At 40.9% G+C, this 23,562-nt stretch carries 22 protein-coding genes; 20 read left to right on the forward strand and 2 right to left on the reverse strand.

Going from position 1 to position 23,562, the window contains the following annotated elements:
- Nucleotides 1-131: 131 nt before the first annotated feature.
- The 9 genes from FC093_RS07895 (at nt 132) to FC093_RS07935 (ending at nt 8,459) form a co-directional block, all read left to right on the forward strand.
- Entirely contained in the window at nt 132-1,667 is a 1,536-nt protein-coding gene (locus FC093_RS07895; protein ID WP_137261224.1) for a PAS domain-containing sensor histidine kinase, read from the forward strand.
- A gap of 30 nt (nt 1,668-1,697) precedes the next feature.
- Nucleotides 1,698-2,090 (forward strand): response regulator, encoded by a 393-nt coding sequence (locus tag FC093_RS07900; RefSeq protein WP_137261225.1) that lies wholly within the window; start codon nt 1,698-1,700, stop codon nt 2,088-2,090.
- A gap of 253 nt (nt 2,091-2,343) precedes the next feature.
- Nucleotides 2,344-3,291: an ABC transporter substrate-binding protein gene (locus FC093_RS07905; protein ID WP_137261226.1), complete on the forward strand. Its 948-nt coding sequence runs from the start codon at nt 2,344-2,346 to the stop codon at nt 3,289-3,291.
- A gap of 57 nt (nt 3,292-3,348) precedes the next feature.
- Complete coding sequence (locus FC093_RS07910) at nt 3,349-4,071, forward strand: Dph6-related ATP pyrophosphatase (RefSeq protein WP_137261227.1); 723 nt, start codon at nt 3,349-3,351, stop codon at nt 4,069-4,071.
- Between the two features lie 487 nt (nt 4,072-4,558).
- Nucleotides 4,559-5,032 (forward strand): carboxymuconolactone decarboxylase family protein, encoded by a 474-nt coding sequence (locus FC093_RS07915; RefSeq protein ID WP_137261228.1) that lies wholly within the window; start codon nt 4,559-4,561, stop codon nt 5,030-5,032.
- Nucleotides 5,033-5,081: 49 nt separating this feature from the next.
- Entirely contained in the window at nt 5,082-5,420 is a 339-nt protein-coding gene (locus FC093_RS07920; RefSeq protein WP_137261229.1) for a YciI family protein, read from the forward strand.
- Nucleotides 5,421-5,468: 48 nt separating this feature from the next.
- On the forward strand, nt 5,469-6,707 hold the full coding sequence (locus FC093_RS07925) for an RNA polymerase sigma factor (protein ID WP_137261230.1): 1,239 nt from the start codon (nt 5,469-5,471) through the stop codon (nt 6,705-6,707).
- Nucleotides 6,708-6,870: 163 nt separating this feature from the next.
- The gene (locus tag FC093_RS07930) at nt 6,871-7,101 is read left to right on the forward strand and encodes a hypothetical protein (protein ID WP_137261231.1); all 231 of its coding nucleotides are present in this window, start codon (nt 6,871-6,873) and stop codon (nt 7,099-7,101) included.
- Between the two features lie 131 nt (nt 7,102-7,232).
- Nucleotides 7,233-8,459: a 4-hydroxy-3-methylbut-2-enyl diphosphate reductase gene (locus tag FC093_RS07935; RefSeq protein WP_137261232.1), complete on the forward strand. Its 1,227-nt coding sequence runs from the start codon at nt 7,233-7,235 to the stop codon at nt 8,457-8,459.
- Nucleotides 8,460-8,620: 161 nt separating this feature from the next.
- Here the strand turns inward: FC093_RS07935 and FC093_RS07940 are convergent, their stop codons facing one another.
- Both FC093_RS07940 and FC093_RS07945 read right to left on the reverse strand, forming a co-directional pair.
- Entirely contained in the window at nt 8,621-9,331 is a 711-nt protein-coding gene (locus tag FC093_RS07940; RefSeq protein WP_137261233.1) for a YebC/PmpR family DNA-binding transcriptional regulator, read from the reverse strand.
- 331 nt (nt 9,332-9,662) lie between these two features.
- The gene (locus FC093_RS07945; RefSeq protein WP_137261234.1) at nt 9,663-11,312 is read right to left on the reverse strand and encodes an amino acid permease; all 1,650 of its coding nucleotides are present in this window, start codon (nt 11,310-11,312) and stop codon (nt 9,663-9,665) included.
- A gap of 181 nt (nt 11,313-11,493) precedes the next feature.
- Between FC093_RS07945 and FC093_RS07950 the strand changes: the two genes are divergently transcribed.
- The 11 genes from FC093_RS07950 (at nt 11,494) to FC093_RS07995 (ending at nt 23,473) form a co-directional block, all read left to right on the forward strand.
- Nucleotides 11,494-12,726 (forward strand): dicarboxylate/amino acid:cation symporter, encoded by a 1,233-nt coding sequence (locus FC093_RS07950; protein ID WP_137261235.1) that lies wholly within the window; start codon nt 11,494-11,496, stop codon nt 12,724-12,726.
- Nucleotides 12,727-12,812: 86 nt separating this feature from the next.
- Complete coding sequence (locus tag FC093_RS07955; protein ID WP_137261236.1) at nt 12,813-12,971, forward strand: DUF433 domain-containing protein; 159 nt, start codon at nt 12,813-12,815, stop codon at nt 12,969-12,971.
- The gene (locus tag FC093_RS23715; protein WP_170971026.1) at nt 12,968-13,141 is read left to right on the forward strand and encodes a hypothetical protein; all 174 of its coding nucleotides are present in this window, start codon (nt 12,968-12,970) and stop codon (nt 13,139-13,141) included. The genes FC093_RS07955 and FC093_RS23715 overlap by 4 nt, the downstream gene beginning before the upstream one ends.
- 214 nt (nt 13,142-13,355) lie before the next feature.
- Nucleotides 13,356-14,018, forward strand: coding sequence for a DedA family protein (locus tag FC093_RS07960; RefSeq protein ID WP_137261237.1), 663 nt, complete (start codon nt 13,356-13,358; stop codon nt 14,016-14,018).
- Nucleotides 14,019-14,034: 16 nt separating this feature from the next.
- The gene (locus FC093_RS07965; RefSeq protein WP_137261238.1) at nt 14,035-15,309 is read left to right on the forward strand and encodes an MFS transporter; all 1,275 of its coding nucleotides are present in this window, start codon (nt 14,035-14,037) and stop codon (nt 15,307-15,309) included.
- 29 nt (nt 15,310-15,338) lie between these two features.
- The gene (locus FC093_RS07970; protein WP_137261239.1) at nt 15,339-15,953 is read left to right on the forward strand and encodes a DUF4254 domain-containing protein; all 615 of its coding nucleotides are present in this window, start codon (nt 15,339-15,341) and stop codon (nt 15,951-15,953) included.
- Complete coding sequence (locus FC093_RS07975; RefSeq protein WP_137261240.1) at nt 15,950-16,987, forward strand: glycosyltransferase family 9 protein; 1,038 nt, start codon at nt 15,950-15,952, stop codon at nt 16,985-16,987. Before FC093_RS07970 ends, FC093_RS07975 begins: the two co-directional genes overlap by 4 nt.
- A 219-nt stretch (nt 16,988-17,206) precedes the next feature.
- Nucleotides 17,207-18,913, forward strand: a complete 1,707-nt coding sequence (gene rho, locus FC093_RS07980) for a transcription termination factor Rho (RefSeq protein WP_137261241.1) — start codon at nt 17,207-17,209, stop codon at nt 18,911-18,913.
- A gap of 598 nt (nt 18,914-19,511) precedes the next feature.
- Nucleotides 19,512-22,679, forward strand: a complete 3,168-nt coding sequence (locus tag FC093_RS07985) for an ATP-dependent helicase (protein ID WP_137261242.1) — start codon at nt 19,512-19,514, stop codon at nt 22,677-22,679.
- Nucleotides 22,680-22,718: 39 nt separating this feature from the next.
- Complete coding sequence (locus tag FC093_RS07990; protein ID WP_137261243.1) at nt 22,719-23,201, forward strand: hypothetical protein; 483 nt, start codon at nt 22,719-22,721, stop codon at nt 23,199-23,201.
- Entirely contained in the window at nt 23,198-23,473 is a 276-nt protein-coding gene (locus FC093_RS07995) for a hypothetical protein (protein ID WP_137261244.1), read from the forward strand. Before FC093_RS07990 ends, FC093_RS07995 begins: the two co-directional genes overlap by 4 nt.
- Nucleotides 23,474-23,562 lie beyond the last annotated feature (89 nt).

Below are 23,562 nucleotides of genomic sequence, written 5' to 3' on the forward strand. Positions count from 1 at the left end.
AGCTGTATCTTTCACAGAGCTTCAAAAGTTAACCTTAATATTTCCTTATACCACTTAATATAAGTATAAAATACATATCAAAAAGGCGTTTTTAGCTTTAATTTGTAGCTGCATTCCAATGTCAAATTCCAATGAATCCATTAATACAACAGGACATAACGTATATCGAACAATTAAAAAGAGCAGAAGCAAACTATTATGAGTTGTTTGATAAAGCCAGTGTTGGTATTTTAATATTAGATGCAGATACCGGGATAATTCTGGATGTGAACGCGATGGCTACTCAAATAACAGGCTTTAGTAAGGAAGAATTTATTAATAAACACCCTTACGACACGCTTTCGTCGCTGGATTGTTCTGTTACAAAGGCAAGTGCTGCCGAGAATATGAAAAAGGCAATACAAGGTTGTTCTGTAGTGTCTGACCGGCAATACATTCATAAAGAAGGTCATGTTTTTTGGGTGCAGGCGAGTATTTCAAAAGCTATTATTGATAACCGCGAGCGTATAATCGTATGCTTTCACGAAATAGACAGGCGTAAAAAAGCCGAGCAGGCACTTCGTAAATCGGAGGCTAATCTTCGGTCTATTTTCGACAATACGCATATTGGTTTTGCACTACTCGATCAATCGCTCAATGTTGTTTGTTGCAATGCCCGTGCTAATGATTGGGCTACAGACTCCCTCGGCGTTGAGCTGGAAGAGGGTAAAAACGTTACTACACTGCTAAGGGATTACAACAAAAAAGAATACCTGGCAATGCTGCATAGGGCGCTTAACGGGGAATCTATCAATATAGAAACAGCATATCCGTTATTAGATGGCAGCATTAACTGGTACAGGGTGCGTATGAATGCGGTGCATACGCCGGAAGAAAACACTATAGGTGTTATTGTATCGGCAGAGAATATTACAGCCAGTAGGCTGGACCGCATGGACAGAGACCGGATAATAAAGGAATTGATACAGCGTAATAAAGAGCATGAGCAGTTTGCTTATATTGTTTCGCACAACTTGCGCGGACCTTTAGCGAATATATTGGGTTATACCAGCCTGATTCAGGAGGAAGATAACACATGCGAAGATAAAGAAGAGTACCTTCAACTGCTTTCGGCATCTGCAAACAAACTGGATGAAACGATACGTGACCTGGGTAAGCTATTGCAGTTAAAAAAGGATATCAGCGAAGTAAAGGAATGGGTAAAATTTAGCCAAATTGTAGAGGATGTAAAAATAGGCGTGCGGAATATAATAGATGATCACATAGTTGTATTTGATACCGACTTCTCCGAAGCAGATGAAATGTTTACTTTCAAAATATATTTATACAGTATTTTTTATAATCTTATTTCCAACAGTATTAAATATAAAAATCACAACCGAAAGAAAACCATCATAAAAATTAAGAGCTATAAAAAGGGAAATAAAATAAAGCTGATCTTCAGAGATAATGGGATAGGTATAGACTTAGAGAAAAATAAAGAGTTTGTCTTTGGATTGTATAAACGTTTTCATCCGCAGGTAAGCGCCGGCAAAGGCGTGGGGCTTTGTATGACTAAGATGCAGATAGAAGCATTGGGTGGTAAAATAGATATTAAGAGTAAGGTAAATAGCGGCACTCAATTTGTCATTTACCTGCCAAACGAAGTGGAAGCGAATTACCCTTGAGAATAGTAGATTGCACCGTAATATTTACTTATGCAGATACCTCCACGATTTATACTTATAGATGATGAAATGTATAGCAATAAGATCAGCAAAACATTTATAAAAAAAATGTTCCCTGATGCCGAAATAGTAGACTTTACTTCTCCGTTGGAGGCACTTCAATATATCAATACTGCATATACAACGCGCCCAGTTTCTACAGCCATTTTGCTGGATATTAATATGCCCGAATTAAACGGATGGCAGGTACTGGAAAAACTACAAGCATTGCCTTTACCTGTCAAAGATTATATATCTGTTTACATGCTTTCTTCCTCCATAGATCCGAAAGACAAACAAAGGGCAGAAGATCATCCGCTTATTAAAGGCTATATTGAAAAGCCATTATCAAGAGAGATCTTACAGGAGATATTTGTTGGATAGGCATAAGCCTGTACACTATTTACCAATATTATATGTTACCCCATCAGATGCGGTGTAGTATAAGTTATTAAAGAAAAGCAGCGCTACGTATAACTGTGTTAGCACTGCCTATATGATCGTTATGGAATATGCACTGCCTCCTGGTGAGTGTCTGTTATTTGTAAAAGAAAACATCACTGAAAAACTAAAACCCGCTTCCGGATAAAATACTTCAACTCTAAATGTTGACATTTGCACGTAGATAAATGGACCTATGAAAATATGCTCTTTCCTGCCTGCAGCTACCCGCATGATCTACGATATGGGATTGCAGGAGTATTTATACGGTGTTACGTTCGAGTGTCCCTCCGAAGCTTTACTGCAAAAGCCCAAAATAGTTCGGTGCATGCTGGAAGGTAAAGACTACTCCAGTGCAGAAATTGATGCAATATTCTCTGCCTCCAAGGCACAGGGCAAGAGCTTGTATTATGTAGACGAAACATTGCTGCAGCAAATAGAACCCGATATTATTTTTACACAGGATGTTTGCGATGTATGCCAGATTGATAGCGCCTGCACATCGGCTGCTATAGCACGTTTACATAAAAAGCCATTGCTGATTTCGCTTACACCCAAAAGTTTAGATGATGTATATCAAACGGCTGTTACCATTGCCGCTGCTATTGGTGAAGAAAAAGCAGCTTGCACTTACTTAGCCGGTCTTACCAGAAGAACAGATGCCATACTTAAGCAGCTATATAAAAATAGAATACCTTTAAAAAGAGTAAGCTTCCTGGAATGGATAGATCCGGTGTACAATTGCGGGCATTGGATACCCTATCAAATTGCACAAGCCGGTGGTATAGATATGTTGAGTAATCCTGCCGGTTATTCTGTAGTTATACCCTGGGAAAAGATAATGCGGTACGATCCGATAATCATTATCATTGCTCCGTGTGGCTTTAGTACGAAGCGCGCAATAGCTGAGTTACACCTCTTAATGAAAAAAGAAGGGTGGCAACAGTTGCAGGCGGTACAAAATAAGCGGGTGTATGTATTGGATTTCGATTTGTTTACGCAGCCAAGTGCCGGTACATTGGTAAGCGGTATAGAACTACTGGCCGCCCTGTTTCATCCCACGGTATTTACAGTGCCGGCACAGGTGCAACATAAATACAGAAATGCTTTTGATGAAATGCCTGAAGCAGTTGCCGTCTTATAAAAAGGCATTATTTCAACACATTTATACCGATCGATTTACTTATCGTTAATGTACAATATGCATAAAGCTTATTTCAATTGGAGTGGCGGCAAAGACTCTGCATTAGCGTTATATTATGCCTTGCAAAACAACATCCATGTACAAAAATTATTAACCAATGTAAATGCAGTGCACAACCGTATCTCCATGCATGGTGTGCGCAGAAGTTTACTGGAAGCGCAGGCAAAAGCCATTGGCTTGCCGCTTGATACCATCGAACTGCCTGAGCAGCCTTCTATGAAGGACTATGAGCAGGCAGTGGTACAAAAGTTAACTGCTCTAAAAGAAGAAGGTTTTAACAGCGCTGTTTTTGGTGATATATTTTTAGAAGATTTAAAACAATACAGAGAAAACCAGTTAGCCTCCATAGGCTTCAAAGCTATTTTTCCGCTATGGAAAAGAAATACCACCGAACTCATACATACGTTTATAGATCTTGGCTTTAAAACCATTGTAGTTTGTACCAATGCCGAAATATTGGATGAAAGCTTTGCCGGAAGAGTAATTGACCGGGACTTCCTGAAAGATATTCCAGCGCATGTAGATCCGTGCGGCGAGAATGGTGAGTTTCACACGTTTGTATATGATGGTCCTATTTTTCAGCAACCGGTTGAATTTACAACAGGTGAGAAAGTTTTTAGGGAGTACATAGCACCGAAAGATAACCGGGACCAATGTTTTAGCAAGCAACCACAAACCAGCAATATGGGGTTTTGGTTTTGGGACTTATTGCCTGCCTGAAATATAAACGAAATTACTATCGTAAGCTGCCGCTTGTAGTAAAGATATATACCCTTTAGTGACTTTTATGCTCATCAATCCGGTAAGGCGTATAATTTATTTGCAGTAAATGCATATTGCATAAAGCATAAGTAGTTATTTATTTAGCCGTATAACAATTGTCACCTACAAAACTTTTAACTTATAAAGCAGGTATTTACGCTATTGCTTACTTTTTTATTATCAGTTCTTCGTCATACTACGCCGCCTGGTACTGTTGATTTGTTCTTTGATGTAAATGGTAGTAATATGTAATAATTCACCGGGAGCATAACAGGAGTTATATGCCCGGTTTAATGGTAAAAGGAAGTCAGCATGGCATCACTACAATTTGCCAAAGTATCTTTTGCCTGTTTCTTTATTATAAAAAAATTTCAAAAAATCTCCACAGATGTCCAATTTCAGAAATCTCAAGCATTATTCAGTTGTAATCAAACAATATACAGTTATGAAACAAAGAATGAATTTTTATGAAAAAGGCTTTAGGGCAATGAAACCACTCTTTAGTTTAGGTGCTTATTTATCAAGATCAAGTGTGGATCCATCGCTGCTCGAACTGATGAGCTTCCGGATATCACAGATAAACGGGTGTGCGTATTGCCTGGATATGCACTCCAAAGATCTGCGTGCAAAAGGCGAAAGCGAACAGCGATTGTATATGATCTGTGCATGGCGGGAAACAACTTTGTACAGCCAGCGTGAACGTGCAGCACTTGCCTGGGCAGAAGCCGTTACAAAACTGGAAAATAATGAAGTGCCGGACGATGTATATGAAAAGGCATTGCAGGCATTTTCGGAAGAAGAACTGATTGATTTAACCATGGCAGTAATTGGCATCAACAGTTATAACCGCATTAATGTGGCCTTCCGCACACCGGCAGGTGATTATGTGCCGGGACAGCATGCGGCATTGTTGAATTAATTACTATCGAAATTTCAATTTATATTTTTAACATTAAATAAAACAAGGCATGAAAGAATTTGTATTGTTATTCAGGCAGCCAAACTATGATTACCGTAACGCTGATCCTGAAAAAATGAAAGAACTGGGTAAGAAATGGCAGGATTGGGTAGGAGGGTTAGTGGCTCAGGGAAAATTTAGTAATAATGGTATTCGCCTTGCTATGGAAGGAAAAGTACTGAAGCCTGGTGGTGTGGTAACAGACGGACCCTTTGTAGAGATAAAAGAAAAATTGGGAAGCTTCATTGTAGTAAAGGCTGAAAACCTGGAAGAAGCAACAACGTTGGCACATGGTTGCCCTGCAATTGATGAAGGTGGCAGTGTAGAAATAAGGCCTGTTTTTTCATAAACTATTTAAAAACCTGCAATAATCCTTGCAGGCTTTTAATTTGCAATCATGAACGAGCAAGTACTTATATCCGACATATTCAGGCAGGAATTTGCAAAAATGGTAGCGGTTATCAGTAAAAGCTTTGGCTTGCAACATATTGAACTAGCAGAGGATATTGTAAGCGAGACATTTTTAACCGCAACAGAAAACTGGAAGGAAAAAGGAACGCCTGCACAGCCTATTGCCTGGTTGTATGCAGTAGCCAGGCAAAAAATATTATATCATTTCAGAAGAAAGAAAATTCTGGATGAAAAAATAATGCCTGCTATAAAAAGTGAGCAGGATCAATCGTATGAAGAGAACATAGATTTCTCCACTGAAAATATCCGCGACAGTCGCCTGCAAATGATGTTTGCGGTTTGCGATCCCGCTATTGCAAGTGAAGCCCAGATAGCTTTGGCACTTCGCATTTTGTGCGGCTTTGGCATTGATGAAATTGCAGAAGCTTTTTTAACCAATAAAGAAGCGGTTAACAAAAGATTATTCCGGGCTAAAAAAAAATTGAGAACGGAAAAGATGCGGCTGGAAATGCCTTCAGAAAAAGAGATGAATAAACGCCTTGATACCGTTCTCCACATCATTTATCTGCTGTTTAATGAGGGTTATTATTCCGCTACTCAAAACCAGATATTAAGAAAAGAGCTTTGCCTGGAGGCATTGCAATTAGGCTTATTGTTGGCCGAATACGACAAGACCAACTTACCCAAAACAAATGCATTAATTGCACTGATGTGTTTTCATACGTCGCGGTTTGATGCAAGACAGAACGATGCCGGTCATTTTATTTTATACGAGCAACAGGATGAAGCATTATGGAATAAGGAATTGATAGCGCAAGGCAAATATTTCTTACAGGCAGCCGCCAGCGGAAGTGATATCAGTTCGTATCACCTCGAAGCGGGTATTGCTTTTTTGCATTGTGTGAAAGAAGAAACAGAAGAAAAGTGGCAACATATTTTACAGCATTATGATCTGTTATTACAAATAAATTATTCGCCCGTTGTGGCATTAAACAGATTATACGCCTTGTATAAAGTAAAAGGAAAAGTAACGGCATTAAAAGAGGCGGAGCAACTACAATTGACAAATAATCATTTTTACTTTACATTGTTGGGTGAGTTGTATTCGGGCATGGATAATAACAAAGCAAAGGAATGTTTTAAAACTGCCATTTCTCTGGCAAGAACAGCAACCGAAAAGCAAAGCATTGGTGAAAAACTGGGCGCACTGGAGTTTTGTGTATAACGTTGCTACCGTAAATCTATGTTCGTCAATGTGTTCGTCTTTATAAGGCTTCATCTTCGAGGCTTTTCTGTTTAGCATGTGAACTCTATGGCAAGGAGGTTTAGTATTTAAAAATGGCATAGAATTAAGGGCCTATAAGAGGAGCGTTTAAAATATTTTCAAAATGCAAAAACTTTATATAGTGCTTCTGTCCATCATGCTATTTGCACTTATTGGTACTGGTTGTAATGGCATGATTACAAATAATGATACTGACACCATCGGTATTCCTGCTGTTAAGGACACAATGCCGGTATTACATCCCGGAAATATGGACAGTAATAGCATCATTAAAACACCTCCGGTAAATGATAGTAATGCGATAATGCCGGATTCGGCAATAAAGAATAAATAGGCGGCAAATGCCTGTGCCTGCCTGCTCTGCTTCAAATGACGTAGCTTTTACAACATTTTGCATTATTAGTGCACTTCTCACCTTCTCTTAACAACCCACACTTCCTCCAAGTTTGTACCTTTGCGTCCTGTATGAAGCATTTTACGGTTCCTAATATATATCGCAGCGGGCTGATTTCGGCTATCAAAAGCAAGCGTAAACTGGCCGACCGGCTGAAGAAAGATTTTACACCAACTATCCTCGATTTTGGTACGGTACAGATACTGCTGGCAAGGCATTTCGGCTTTTGCTATGGTGTAGAAAATGCCATAGATATTGCTTTTAAAACTATTGAGACAAATCAGGGCAGGCGCATCTTTCTGCTTAGCGAAATGATACACAACCCGCAGGTGAATGCTGATTTAAAAGCCTTGGGTGTGCAGTTTTTGCAGGATACTTACGGCAGGCAGGTCATCCCTTTCGAAGCATTGACCGGCGATGATGTTGTAATTATTCCTGCCTTTGGCACCACCTTGGAAATTCAGCAATTATTGGAGGAAAAAGGTATCTCTACCGAGCAGTACGATACAACCTGCCCGTTTGTGCGCAAAGTATGGAACCGTAGCGAACAGATAGCTGAAAAAGGCTACAGCATTGTGGTGCATGGTAAGCCCAAACACGAAGAGACCCGGGCTACTTTTTCACATGCTTCGTCTAACACGCCAACAGTAGTGGTGAATGATATGAAAGAAACAATAGCGTTGGCTCAATACATTACCCAACAAAAGCCTACGACCGGGTTTTACACCGAATTTGCCGGAAGGTATTCGCCTGGTTTCAATGCAGAAAAGGATTTGCAGCGTATTGGTGTAGTTAATCAAACTACGCAGTTAGCTACTGATACCCAAGCTATTTCCGACTATTTGCGCAGCGTGATTATGGAATATTATGGACTGAATGAAACCACTGTTCACACCCATTTTGCTGATACGCGCGATACCTTATGCTATGCCACCAACGACAATCAAAGTGCGGTCTTGGGCATGTTGGAAACACCGGCAGATATAGCTATTGTAGTGGGCGGTTACAACAGCAGTAATACCTCGCATTTAGTAGAGCTATGTGAGCAAAAACTGCCAACTTACTTTATTAATGCTGCCGATAAGTTACTTAATGAAAAAGAGATACTGCATTGCAACTGGCGTACAAAAGAAGAGACAGTAACAGCTAATTATTTACCCCAAAACGAACCTGCCAAAATACTCGTTACCTCCGGTGCAAGCTGCCCCGATGCTGTAGTAGAACGGGTAATTGAAAGGTTACTAACCTTTTATCCAACCGCTAAAACAGTGGATGAAATGGCAGAAGAATTTGCATAGCATCTTTATGGAACACTGATTAAAGCACGGACTTTTATACACGAATTCTCTGGAGCTTTTTAAACGTTAACTTCAGTAGAGGTAAATCAGTTTTATCAGCGGCTATTTATCAGCATTACCCTTATCTCAAAACTTAGCCCGTGTCATTTGTGTGCTATTCTTTAGCTTAAGTTATAATATACTTTCTGTACATCTTCGTCCTGTTCCAGTTTGTCTACAAGTTCTAAGACATCTTTGGATTGTTCTTCATTCAAGTGGGTGGTGGTGGTTGGTATACGTATCAATTCTGCACTGATGGGTGTAATACCTTTATCTTCCAGCGCTTTACTCATGTGTCCAAACTCTTCATAAGGTGTGCGGATAATAATATTGCCTTCTTCATCTTCGCCAATCTCCTCCAAACCATAATCAATTAAATCCAGTTCCAGTTCTTCGAGGTCAATGCCTTCTTTCTTTACCTTAAACTCACCCATACGGTTGAATAAAAAACCTACGGAGCCGCTGTTGCCCAGCACACCATCTCCCTTTTTAAAAATATTACGCAGATTTGCAACAGTGCGGGTCGGGTTGTCTGTTGCTGTTTCTACCATTACCGCCACGCCATGTGGTGCATAGCCTTCGTACACAATTTCTTCGTAGTTCTCCATTTCTTTACCCTGCGCACGTTTAATAGCTGCTTCCACGCGGTCTTTAGGCATATTTACACCCTTTGCATTTTGTATGCAGCGGCGCAGTGCAGAATTGGTGGACGGGTCGGGGCCGCCGGCTTTTACGGCAATAGCTATTTCTTTTCCAATCCGGGTAAATTGTTTTGCCATTTTATCCCAGCGGGCAAACATGGTAGCTTTTCTTACTTCAAATATTCTTCCCATGGAGTTGTTGTTATATATTTTATAGTATAAGTTGTCTGTTCAAAATTGTCTATTGTTCTTTTTCTTATATGCCTTTTTCAATTAAGCAATATATTACGCATTTTGCCGCAGCTCACCGTTTGCAGCTTATATAACGTAGCCTGATTGAAATAGGTAATTTTTTTATAAATAGCGGCTGCAAAGGTAAAACAAGCCTTTGATGCAAACAACAAACAAAACAGCCGCTCTTGCGGGCGGCTGTTTTGTTTGTTGGAGCTACGATTAGATTTATTACACAAATCTTACATCGGCATAAAATCACCTGTCGTACATTTTTAAATGCTGTAATTATTTATGCGGTCTGCGACGTGCCAATCTTTCTTCCAAACACTACTAAATGTACCGCGGCAAATATCATTGCAATAATCAGCAGTGTTTTATCGGCTGTCCAGCCAACAGTTTGCTGGTGCCAAAGACCAGAAATGGCAAGCAACACACATAGGCCTAAGCCTGTATAAGCCATGGCATTTAAACCGGTTTTATTAGCTGTATGGTTGCCTAAATGGCTATTTCTAATACCGTAAGCGGCATAAATATCAAGACCAATCAACATCCACACTACTAGCCTTATCCAGGTATCGGCAGGCAAAAAGACCATCATAAATAAACAGGTGCCAATGCCTAAAATGGGTACTAAAGGTACCAGCGGCGTTACAAAAGCACGCGGCGCATCCGGCATTTTTCTCCGCATAATTATTACACCAATACACACTAAAATAAATGCGAACAAAGTACCAATACTTGTCATTTCGCCTACTACTCTTGCAGGCACAAAAGCGGCAAACAGGCTTACAAATACCATAAAAAGCATATTGCTTTTAGCTGGTGTTCTGAATTTTGGATGTACGTTAGAAAATACTTTTGGTAACAGTCCATCTTTACTCATGCTAAAAAATACACGGCTTTGCCCGAGCAGCATCACCAAAATTACAGAGGCATAGCCACCAAGAATAGCTACTACAATAGCCCTGTTAAGCCACGGATAATCAGGATGTATAACGCCATTAGCATCAGGCTTACCCATGTGCTCAATGGCAACCGCTACCGGTGCAATACCATCCTGACCTTTAAACGAAGTATAGCTGGTAACACCGGTCATCACATGCGCAAACAGGATGTATAGAATAGTACAGATGGCAAGAGAGCCCAAAATACCAATAGGCATATCTCTCTTTGGATTTTTTGCTTCCTGTGCAGCCGTACTTACCGCATCAAAGCCAATATATGCAAAGAACACCACGGCAGCAGCACGTATGATACCACTAAAACCAAACTCGCCAAAAGTGCCTGTATTGTCGGGTATGTAAGGATGATAATTTTCGTTGTTGATGTATTTCCATCCTAAGAATATAAAGATGAATACAACGGCTACTTTTATCATCACAATAATTGCATTTACACGTGCACTTTCTTCGGTTCCTTTAATTAATAATAAACTCATCAACACTACGATGAATACTGCCGGCAAATTGAAAACGCCTCCGTCCCACGGGCCTGCCACTAATGAAGCTGGCAGATGAACATTAAACCCATCTAAAAATTTTACTAAGTAGCGACTCCAGCTAATACTTACGGTAGCAGCACCAACTGCATATTCCAGAACAAGATCCCACCCAATAATCCAGGCTATAAATTCGCCCATCGTTGCATAAGAATAGGTATAGGCGCTGCCGGCAACCGGTATCATACTGGCAAATTCGGCATAACAAAGACCGGCAAAAGCACATCCCAAGGCTGCTACGATAAAGGATATTGTAATAGCAGGCCCAGCCTGGTTAGCAGCGGCAAGACCAGTAATAGAAAACAAGCCGGCACCAATGATAGCACCGATGCCTAATGCTACCAACCCGGTAGCGCTAAGCGTTTTTTTAAGTGTGTTATCGCTGGTATCCTGTGCTTCGGCTAAGAGGCCGGCTAATGGCTTTTTTACAAATAAACTCATAGAAGATTTTTTATTCTGAATACGTCGGAAAAGTAGGAATTAATTTGTTTGAACAACATAAAATCTTAAATCGTAAAATAAAATCCTTACTTATTTATTGTTTTGGTGCTTTATTAATTAGGTGTAATGAAATATATACCTGCATATCTATTTCACCTTATATTGCACACCTGTACACTTTATGAACAACAGATTGACTATTTATATTTTGATAGCGATGGCAGCGGGCATCGCATTGGGCTATTGGGTATATGTGGCGGCCAGTCCTGCTTTTGCGCAGTCTTTTGCCAACAACATGAATCTGCTTACCAAAATTTTCCTCAACCTCGTGCAAATGATTATTGCGCCGCTGGTGTTTAGCACGCTGGTGGTAGGTATTGCCAAGTTGGGCGACCTAAAAACGGTGGGGCGCGTAGGCGGTAAAGCATTGCTATGGTTTGTGTCGGCATCGCTGGCAAGTTTATTATTGGGTCTGGTACTGGTCAATTTCTTTCAGCCGGGCAAAGGTATAGACTTGGCCATAGCCGATAACGCCGGTGCTGCCGATTTGGTAGGCAAAACACAGGCTTTCAGCCTCAGCAATTTTGTGGACCATGTGGTTCCAAAAAGTTTGGTGGAAGCGATGGCCGACAACCAGATATTGCAGATTGTAGTGTTTTCTATTTTCTTTGGGGTAGCCACGGCTGCGCTGGGCGAAAAGGGGAAAATAGTAGTAAAAGCATTGGATGCGGTGGCGCATGTAATATTAAAAATGGTGGGCTATGTAATGAACTTTGCACCATTGGGCGTGTTGGGTGCTATTGCAGCAGTAATAGCCGTAAAAGGCCCGGCCATTTTTATTTTTTATGGTAAATACTTCCTGTACTTCCTCATTGCCGTGGCACTGCTTTGGACATTGATGATATTGGTAGGATATATTATTTTAAAAGAAAAACTGCCCGTTTTATTAAAGCGTATCGTGCAGCCGTTGATTATTGCTTTCAGCACCACCAGCAGCGAAGCCGTATTTCCTAAGCTAACCGAAGAACTGGAGCGCTTTGGCTGCGATAATAAAATTGTAGCCTTTGTGCTGCCGCTTGGTTATTCGTTCAACCTTGATGGCAGTATGATTTACATGACCTTTGCCTCTCTTGCCATTGCACAGGCATATAACATTCCGTTAGACACCGGCACACAATTGACCATGCTATTGGTGCTGATGCTTACGAGCAAAGGTATCGCCGGCGTGCCCCGCGCTTCGCTGGTAGTGGTTACGGCTACGTGCGCCATGTTTAAAATTCCACCTGAAGGAATTGCTTTAATATTGCCGATAGATCATTTTTGTGATATGTTTCGCACTGCTACCAATGTGCTTGGCAATGCACTTGCTACCAGTGTGGTAAGCAAGTGGGAAGGCGAACTGGAGAATGCGTAATTTTGAAAAAAATGCGTTATGAAATTTGACAGAATATCGGTGAGTTCAAAAGTAATGATGGGTAAGCCGTGTATTAAGGCAGAAGGATAACCGTTGAATTGGTTTTGGAAAAGCGGGGCGGCTATAGTTATGAAGATTTGTTGCAGGCTTATCCAAAGCTTACAATAGAAGACAGTCTGGAAGTGTTTGAATATGCTCATGCAATATTAACACACGAAAAAATAATTGAAGCTACAGTAGCATGAAAATAATTGTAGATGAAAGAGTGGATTATTTTTTTGTTACAGAACTTAGATTACTGCATTTCACAGTAACATCAATTATTGAAGAATTTGCATCAGCGACAGACGAAGACACTCTATCCATGTTGTTAATGCCACCAGCCTTAATTATTACGGAAGAGAACGATTTTTGAGCGCTTTTTTTAATAAACAGCTAAAGGTATTTGCAGTTATATTGATGCGTTAAGATAAGCCAGAACGTCCAGTTATCTTGCAAAGATTATTAGCGCTGTTATTAGATTATTCACAAGATTTGCCCTATAGTTTTTCTGTTATCACATTTAATAAAACAAGAACTAGAAAGCTGGACTTTTGATAGGTTCATACAAGTGAAGTAAATAAACAATCATGCTCAACAACTTAATAGACTGGGTTATAGAAAACGGCGGCTTATATGTGATGCTGTTTATCATTTTTGCCGAAACCGGCTTATTGCTCGGCTTCTTTTTGCCGGGCGACAGCTTGCTGTTTGCCGCAGGTATTTATGCCAATAAATTATCTGCCTCTTTTTACAATGTTCATTACAGTGTTATTATCCTGCTCATCATTATTGCATCGGTGTTGGGCAACATGGCGGGTTACTGGTTTGGCAACAAAACAGGGCCTTTGCTCTACGAGCGAAAAGAAACTTTCCTTTTCCGGCGCAAGCACCTGATGCGGGCGCACGACTTTTACGAAAAATACGGAAAAGCAACTGTATTTTTAGCTAAGTTTTTACCCATCATCCGCACTTTTGCACCTATTGTTGCCGGCATCGTTAAAATGCCTAAAGCTACTTTTACTTTCTATAATATTTTAGGTAGCATTGTATGGGTTACCTCAATGGTATTAGGCGGTCATTTCCTCGAAAGCTGGGTATTGAATAAGTATGGTTTCAGCCTCAAAGAACACATAGATATAATAGCTATTATTATCATTTTAGTTACCACTTTACCCGTTTTATTCAAATTATTTTTGGGTAAAAAGCCGGTTGTTGATACAAACATAAAAGTGGATACCAATGTAAAGTAATTTGCTGCTTATTGCCATGATAAACCAAACCAAACAATACAACATATTGTCTTTCCCGGTGCTCGTAGCGGCATTGGGTTATTTTGTAGATATCTACGATTTGCTGCTCTTCAGCATTATCCGCGTGCCCAGTTTAAAAAATATCGGGCTTACCGATGTGCAAATAACTACGGCAGGCGAACATATCATCAGCGTGCAGATGGTAGGTTTGTTGCTGGGCGGTATTTTTTGGGGAATATTGGGGGATAAAAAAGGAAGATTAAGTGTGCTTTTCGGTTCAATTTTATTGTATTCGTTAGCTAATATTGCCAACGGCTTTGTACACACCGCCGATCAATATGCATGGACGCGCTTCATCGCCGGCATTGGACTGGCGGGCGAGTTGGGTGCCGGCATAACATTGGTTTCCGAATTAATACCTAAAGAAAAGCGCGGCATTGCTACATCGGTAGTGGCAGGCGCGGGATTGCTGGGGGCGATTGTAGCCTTTTTTACCAAAGAATATTTTGTGCAGCCCGATGGTACCGGCTGGCGCACGTGTTATTTTATTGGTGGCGGATTAGGTTTTGCGTTGCTTCTCCTGCGTATCTCCGTGTTTGAATCGGGCATGTATCAGCAGATAAAACAAACCGCTGTGCAGCGTGGCAATTTTTTTATGCTATTCAGCAGCGGCGAGCGCTTTAAGCGTTACTTATTAAGCATAGCCATAGGTTTGCCCACATGGTATGTAATTGGCGTACTGGTTACTTTTTCCAAAGAGTTTGGCGCGCACATGCACATAGCCGGGCCCATAGATGCCGGCAAGGCGGTGATGTATGCTTATATTGGTATTGCTATTGGCGACATTCTCATCGGCTTTATCAGTCAAAAACTTAAAAGCCGCAAAAAAGCATTGTACTTGTTTTATGCAATGGCCATTCTCTTCACCATTTTATTTTTTACTATACAGTACAATGGCACTGCCAATATGATGTATCTGCTATGCGGTGCATTAGGCTTTAGCATGGGCTTTTGGGCAATCTTTGTAACGATAGGTGCAGAGCAGTTTGGCACCAACCTGCGTGCAACTGCTACTACCACTATACCTAACTTTGTAAGAGGTATATTGCCATTGATTATCATCCTGTTCGAGCAGTTGCGCACCTTCTTGTTCAATCGGTCGCACAACGCCGACAGCAGTTATATAACAGGCGCATGGATAACTGGTGCAATTGTTATTTTTTTAGGTTTAATTGCAGTTATTAATATCCGCGAAACCTTTGGAAAAGATTTGAATTTTTTAGAACATTAATGAATGAATATCTGTTAAATGATTAGTATATGACCAGTGAGTATTGCATACAAATATTTCAGCAAAGCATACACGATTATCATGTAGAGGATAACGTAAATACACCTATTGCTAACCGGTACACCGAAGGTACTTTAGAACATTTGTTGTATGCAAAAAACTGGATAGATACGGTGCAATGGCATTTGGAAGATATTATACGCGACCCGACTATTGATGCGGTTACGGCTTTACACATCAAGCGCCGCATAGACGCCTCCAATCAGGAGCGCACCAATATGGTGGAGCAAATTGATGATTGGCTTTTGGATGAATATGCACTCGTGCAGTGTAAAGAAGGTGCAACTATTAACACCGAAAGTCCCGCCTGGGCTATTGACCGGCTTTCTATCTTAGAACTAAAGATTTATCACATGCAGATAGAAGCCGATCGTACAGACGCTACAGAACAACATCAGCAGCTTTGCTTGTATAAATTAAAAGTACTATTAGAGCAGCGTACAGACCTTTCGCTCTCCATCAATCAACTGCTTCATGATATTGCAAAAGGCAACAAAAAAATGAAAGTGTACAGGCAGATGAAGATGTATAACGATGAATCGCTAAATCCGGTTTTATATAAACAAAAAAGTACTGCACGTTGAGTGCACCAAAGCACATATTAGTCTTTCGTTTTTCCTCGCTTGGCGATATAGCAATGACAGTGCCGGTGATAAAGTTGTTGTTGCAGCAACATCCGCAGGTAGAGGTTACATTTGTCTCCGTTGCCTTTGTACAGCCTTTATTCAATAACATAGAACGATTGCGTTTTTATGCAGCAGACATCAGAGGTAAGTATAAAGGTGTTGCTGGTTTATATCGTTTATACAAAGAATTAAATTGCCAGTTTAAAATAGATGCCGTTGCTGACTTACACAATGTTTTACGCACACAGGTACTTCGCGTTTATTTTTTTGCCACAGGCAAAAAAATAGTGGTGATAGACAAAGGGCGGGAAGAAAAGAAAAAACTTACACGCGGGCATAATAAAGTACTGAAGCCCTTAAAATCAACTTTTCAGCGCTATGCCGATGTATTTGCGGCATTGGATTTGCCGATAACGTTAAACATTGAAATTGGAATTATTATTCCACAGCACAAAAATGCTTTACTCAATGAATATAAACAGCAAGGGTATAAGCTAATAGGCATTGCGCCCTTTGCACAGTATAGCGAAAAAACATATCCTGCCAACAAGATGCAGCAGGTAATACAACTGCTGGCGAAACATAAGGATGTAAAAATATTTTTATTTGGGGGCAAAAGTGATGTGCCTGCTTTGCAGCAATTGGAAACTATTAATAGAGATAAAATACAATCGCTTGCTGGTGCAATGCCGCTTGCAGAAGAACTGGATGCAGTGGCACAGTTAGATATAATGGTAAGCATGGATTCTGCCAATATGCACTTAGCCTCCCTGTTTGGCATACCGGTAATTTCTGTTTGGGGTGGCACGCATCCATATCTGGGGTTTTATGGCTGGGGGCAGCCCCTAAGCAACGCCGTGCAGGTTGAACTGGATTGCCGCCCTTCATCTGTGTTTGGTAACAAGCCCTGTCCGCGTGGTGATCTGGCTTGTATGAACCGCATTGCTCCATTAATGATTTACAATAAGATATGTGAAGTGCTTTCGCTCTAATGCAATGCCGGGCTTTTTATCTTTAACGATTTGAATAAAAATAATTTTGGTGGTATATAAACAATTTGCCGTAACATTGCAAACAGAAACATAGCTGGTTAATTTTAATCATTATACGCTCAGCTCACCAGGTTTCTTTCAACCAAATTTTATTTTTTCTTTTTACCACAAGATAGTTTTTTACTTGACGATTAACCTAATTTCTTACCTGAGATTTTTATGTACGACATTTTGCAATTAAATGATATGTTGGTACCTGAGTTGCAAGATATAGCAGAGCAACTGAGCATTACCAATGCAAAAAAGCTGAATAAGCAAGACCTGATTTATAAAATATTAGACAGTCAGGCAGTGAGTGCTACCGAAAAGCCTGCTGCCGAAAAGCCAAAGCGTAAGCGTACTGTAAAAGCTGCACGTGCTACTGCCGATAACAACAGTTATACTGCCACCGATACGGCACCCGCTTCGGAAGCAGCGCCAGCTACAGAGCAGCCTGTTGCCGAAAAGCCGCAGCCCCAGCCTGCAGAAGTGCAGGAAGCAATACCCGCAGCCGCAGAAGGAGAGCAACAGCAAAAGCGCCGCAAACGCAAGCCGATAGCGCCGCCGGTGGAAGAAGTGTTGTCTAAAACAGAAGAAGAAATCCCGCAAATCTCTCCTGCCTTTTTGGCCTTGCTGAATGATGATATAAGCGACAGCTTTGTAAGTGTAGATGCTGATGAGGAAGAAGATGAAGAGGAGCAGGAGCCAGAGGTGGAAGAAATAGTGCCGGTGCGCCAGCAATATAAAAAAGAGCCTGCCTTTAATATAGAATTTGATGGTGTGATTATGGGTGAAGGCGTGTTGGAAATGATGCCTGATGGTTATGGCTTCCTGCGCTCTTCGGACTATAATTACTTATCCTCTCCCGATGATGTGTATGTATCGCCATCACAAATAAAACTGTTTGGTTTGAAAACAGGCGACACCGTATCCGGCTCGGTGCGGCCACCAAAAGAAGGGGAAAAATATTTTGCTTTATTAAAAGTAGAAAGCATTAACGGCAAAAGTCCGGACGAAGTAAGAGACCGTGTGCCATTTGATTATTTAACACCTCTTTTCCCTTACGAAAAACTAAACCTCTTTACTTCTCCCACCAACTTTAGCACCCGTATTATAGATTTATTTACGCCTATTGGCAAAGGTCAGCGTGGACTGATAGTAGCGCAACCCAAAGTGGGCAAAACGGTATTGTTGAAAGAAGTAGCCAATGCTATTGCTGCCAACCACCCCGAGTGTTACCTGATGGTGGTGCTGATAGATGAACGCCCCGAAGAAGTAACAGATATGGAGCGCAGCGTAAAAGCTGAAGTAATTGCTTCTACTTTTGACGAACCTGCCGAAAAGCACGTAAAAGTTTCTACTATAGCGTTGCAAAAAGCAAAGCGTTTGGTAGAGTGTGGTCACGATGTAGTAATACTGCTCGATTCTATCACGCGCCTGGCACGTGCACACAATACGGTAGCACCTGCAAGTGGTAAAGTATTAAGTGGTGGTGTGGAAGCCAATGCTATGCAAAAGCCAAAGCAGTTTTTTGGTGCTGCCCGCAAAATAGAACACGGTGGCTCTTTAACTATCTTGGCAACTGCATTAATTGATACCGGCAGCAAGATGGATGAAGTAATATTTGAAGAATTTAAAGGTACCGGCAACATGGAGTTGCAGTTGGATCGCCGCCTCGCTAACCGTCGTATTTTCCCGGCTATCGATTTGGTTGCTTCTTCTACGCGCCGTGAAGATTTATTGCTGGACAGAGAAGTGCTGAAACGCATGAATATTCTTCGCTTATTCATCAATGATATGAATACCGAGGAAGCTATGAATGAATTGCTCAAGCGTATGCGCGGCACCAAAAGCAACGAAGAGTTTTTGGCAAGTATGAATGGATGATCTGTTGAACCGAAGATTCGAAAACGCAAAGTATTTTTAAATATAAAAGGTTCCGGACTTTTAAAGAGCCCGGAACCTTTTTGCTTTTGCTCTGTGCTTCTCCGTTGTGTTATAATTCCGGTATATTTTTATACAGTGAAGGCTGTTTTCTATTCAAGTTGCTGAAGGCTATGTTCCAGCCATGCACTTGTTGCTGCTTTATACTTTTGTTGATCTTCCTTTAAATCTGCCGGGGTAAAGCTTTGTTTGAAGCGAACTGTTTGATAGTAAATAGCAGCCAGCCTTCCAGTGGTGGCAAGTGATAGGATAGCTTTTGATTTGCTGTTGTAATCTTCATCCTGCTTTTTACAAGGTTGAACTGTACGCTTCTATACAGTCTTACAATCCTACGGCAAAACGTACCAGCAGCCGCTGTAATGAATGGTGTGCTTCTATAACAATAATAGCTATTTTACTGTACGAGAACGTGCTTGCAGGCTATTGCTTCCAAAACACATAAGCTGAGCTTTTTGCCGGCAGCCCCTGCCTGTGTTTTGAGGAAAAATCTTCACTTTTACTTGCTAAAAAATTCCGCAAATTGCTGCTATCTTTACCCATTATGGCAGCTATATCAAAACGCGAGATTCAGCTACAAAAATTTTACGAAATATACAGCAAACTCAATGCGGCACAAAAGCAAGCTGTTGATACCATTGAAGGTCCGGTGATGGTCATTGCCGGTCCCGGCACGGGCAAAACGCAAATCCTCGGCGCACGCATTGGCAAAATATTAATAGATACTGATACTCAGCCCGATAACATTCTTTGTTTGACCTACACCGATGCAGGTGTGATTGCCATGCGCAAGCGTCTCTTATCGTTTATTGGTCCGGATGCGTATAAAGTAAATATTGCTACTTTTCATGCATTTTGCAACGATGTGATTCAGGAAAATTTATCCCTTTTTGAAAAGACTTCGCTCGACCCGATTACCGACCTGCAAAAGATTGAGTTGTATAAGCAACTGATAGATAGCTTTGGCAAGGCGCATCCGCTCAAGCGCTATCGCGGTGATGTGTATTATGAGATACACAATTTGCAATCGCTCTTTAGCGCCATGAAGCGCGAAGGCTGGAGCCCTGCATTCATCAACAGCCGTATAGATGCCTACATTGGCGACCTGCCCAACCGCGAAGAATATATATGTAAGCGTGCAACCGGAACCTTTAAAAAGGGTGATATAAGAACAGATAAAATTACCAGTGAATGTGAAAAAATGGAACGCTTGCGTGCAGCCGTAAATGAGTTTGATAACTTTCAAGCCCTCATGCTCAACCGCAAGCTGTACGACTTTGACGATATGATTAACTGGGTCATCAAAGTATTTGAAGAAAATGGAGAATTACTCAACCGTTACCAGGAACAATACTTATATATCCTAGTGGATGAATACCAGGATACGAGCGGTACGCAAAACAAAATTGTAGAATTGCTCATCAACTTTTGGGACAAGCCTAATGTGTTTGTGGTGGGCGATGACGATCAGAGTATTTACCGCTTTCAGGGTGCGAATGTGGAAAATATGTTGCGCTTTGCCGAAAGCTATAAAGAAGATTTGTTGAAAGTGGTGCTCACAGAAAACTACCGCAGTACACAACCCATTTTAGATATAAGCAAATCGGTTATTAACCGCAATAATGAACGGTTGATAAAACAGTTACCCGGCTTAAGTAAGGAGTTGGTAGCGGCTAACAAGAGTATTAATCACCTCACGCATTTACCTACACTTAAAGAATACAATACCTCGCGCGATGAGATGATTGGCTTAACGCTGGAAGTGGAAGCTTTAATTCAAAAAGGCGTAAAACCTAATTGCATTGGCATTATTTATCGTGAAAACAAATATGGCGATGAGTTAACGAAGTATTTTAAACTACGTGGTATTTCGCATTATAGCCGCCGCAATACCAACCTGCTGCACGAGCCGCTGGCACAACAGATTATTAATGTATTGAAATACCTCGCTGCTGAGTATGATATACCATACGAGGGCGATGAAATGCTATTTGAAATATTACATTATAACTGGTTTGGCATTGCACCAATGGAAATAGCCAAAATAAGTATGGAGGTAGCCGAACGGCAATACACCGTTAATAAAACTTCTATACGCAAATGGTTGTATGAGAAAGCCACTCAGCCGCCGCGCGATTTGTTTTCTAAACCTATGAGCGAAAAGCTGCAAAAAGCATCTGCTTTTTTAGAAAGCCTGATAGCTGCGGTGCCCAATGTAACGCTGCAACAGTTGCTGGAAAAACTGGTACGCGAAAGTGGCGCGCTCCACTGTATTATGCAAAGCGATGACAAGCATCAGCAAATGCAGATTATTACCGGCTTGTACGATTTTATAAAAGAAGAAACGCGCCGCAATCCTTTACTCTCCTTGCAGCAGTTGGTGAACATTTTTGAGTTGATGGAAAAAGAAGGTATCTCGATGCCTTTAATACAAGTGAACGGCAGCGAAAAGGGGGTAAACCTGATGACCGCGCATGGCAGTAAAGGCTTGGAATATGAATACATTTTTATGGCGGGTTGCAATGCCGCAGGTTGGGAGAAAAAACGTAAGCCGCGCGATGGCTATGCTTTGCCTGATACGCTGTTTATAAGTGTATCGCGGAACGCAGAAGAGGAAGAATTACGACGTTTGTTTTATGTGGCGCTTACGCGTGCGCAAAAGCATTTAACTGTGTCGTACCCAATGGTAAAGAATGACGGCAAGCCCACCGAGCCGAGTATGTTTATTGCCGAAATGCAGGAAGAGCATACGTTGCAGGCAGAAATGGTGTTGTTGCCAGATGATATTGTAACGGAGTTTAGAGCACTGGAATTTGGCATAGTGCAGGCGCCGGAAATAGCGAAAATGGAACGGGAAGTAATGCTGCCACTCATTGAGCGTTTTGTAATGAATGTGTCGGCATTGAATAATTATCTCCGCTGCCCGCTGGAATTTTACTTCCGGAACCTCGTAAATATTCCTTCGCCGCGCAACGAAGCGGCAGAGTTTGGCTCGGCAGTGCATCATGCATTGCAGCGATTGTTTGAACAGATGCAACGCTATAATGAGTTTCCTTCGGCGCAGGCATTGGTGCAGGATTTTGAATGGTACATGTACCGCCATCGCGAGTTGTTTACCAGGGAACAGTTTGAAAGAAGACTGGAATACGGGCAGGAAATCTTACCCAACTATTACAACAAATATGTGCGCACCTGGAATACGCATGTTGCCATAGAGCGCAATATTAAAGGTGTGGTAGTAAATGGCATTCCGCTGAAGGGTAAAATAGATAAGCTGGAATATTTGGGTGGTGATGAAGTGAATATTGTGGATTATAAAACCGGCGATTTGGATAAAGCCAAAGTCAAGCTGAGTCTGCCCTGCGATAAAGAACCTAACGGTGGTGATTACTGGCGGCAAGCTGTTTTTTATAAAATTTTATTAGACCATTATGCCGGCAGAAAATGGAATGCCGTGAGCTTTGAATTTGACTTTATTGAGCCGGATAAAAGCAACGAATACATCCGCCGCAAAGTGATAGTGCAACCTGAAGATATTACCACCGTTACGCAACAAATCATTACCGTTTGGAACAAAATACAACAGCACGATTTTTACACCGGCTGCGGCAAGCCCGACTGTCACTGGTGTAATTTTGTAAAAACAAATAACATGGCTGTTGCCCTGCATGAAATTGAGCCGGTGATAGAGGAGGAGGTGAAGTGGAGGTAGAGGAAATTTAAACTGAATTATTGAAATCCTATTGCTACTATGATTCAATTACGTGAGCTAAAATTAAATGCAATTGCTAAAACATATAATGCTGAAGAAATAAAGAAGCATTATTACATACTTTTAAGAAAAAACAATCAATTCTATACTGTCTTCTCAACTGAAAAAGGCGGTATGATAATGACTGGTGAAACAAAAAAGATATTAGTTGATTTGCTTTTTGAGCCTTCAAATGAAAATAAAGATTTGGTTGATTGCAAATACCCCGATGAATATGAAAAGTATAGAAGGAAGGCTATACATCTTCTAATAAATTATGAAAGTAAGCCTAATAAAACGAAGCTTAGCCAACAAGCGAAGGAGGTTTTATCTGAAACGCAAGAGAAACTTTTAAATGAACTGTTTAAACTTCATCAAGAGGCAATAACTGCAACTCCAAATAGAAGAAAAAAATATCATCTTATATTGAGCGAGGAGAAATATCTAAAAAAGCTAAATGGCTTGCTAATTATAAATGTTTGATTTGCGAAGGACTTGGCAAGCCAACACTCACTTTTAAAAAACGAGATTGTGATGAATGTTATATTGAAACACATCATATAGATCAAGTATCAAACCTAAAACAAGGTTCACTTGCATTAGATAATTTAATTACTGTTTGTGCCCTTCATCACAAACAATTTCATTATGGTAATTTAAACATTATTGATAAAGCAGAAGCTGATTGCTTTTATTTTGAGATTGATGGGCATACCTATAAGACACGCAAGTTGAAAATTAGAAAAGGAAATTAGAGAGTCACCAACACACAAAAACAGCCACCCGCAACAGGTGACTGTTCCATTTTATAATAATCTTCTAATACCTATCCTTCCAAAAGTCC

Origin of the sequence: Ilyomonas limi, from assembly GCF_005233845.1 — a bacterium.
Taxonomy (GTDB): domain Bacteria; phylum Bacteroidota; class Bacteroidia; order Chitinophagales; family Chitinophagaceae; genus Ilyomonas; species Ilyomonas limi.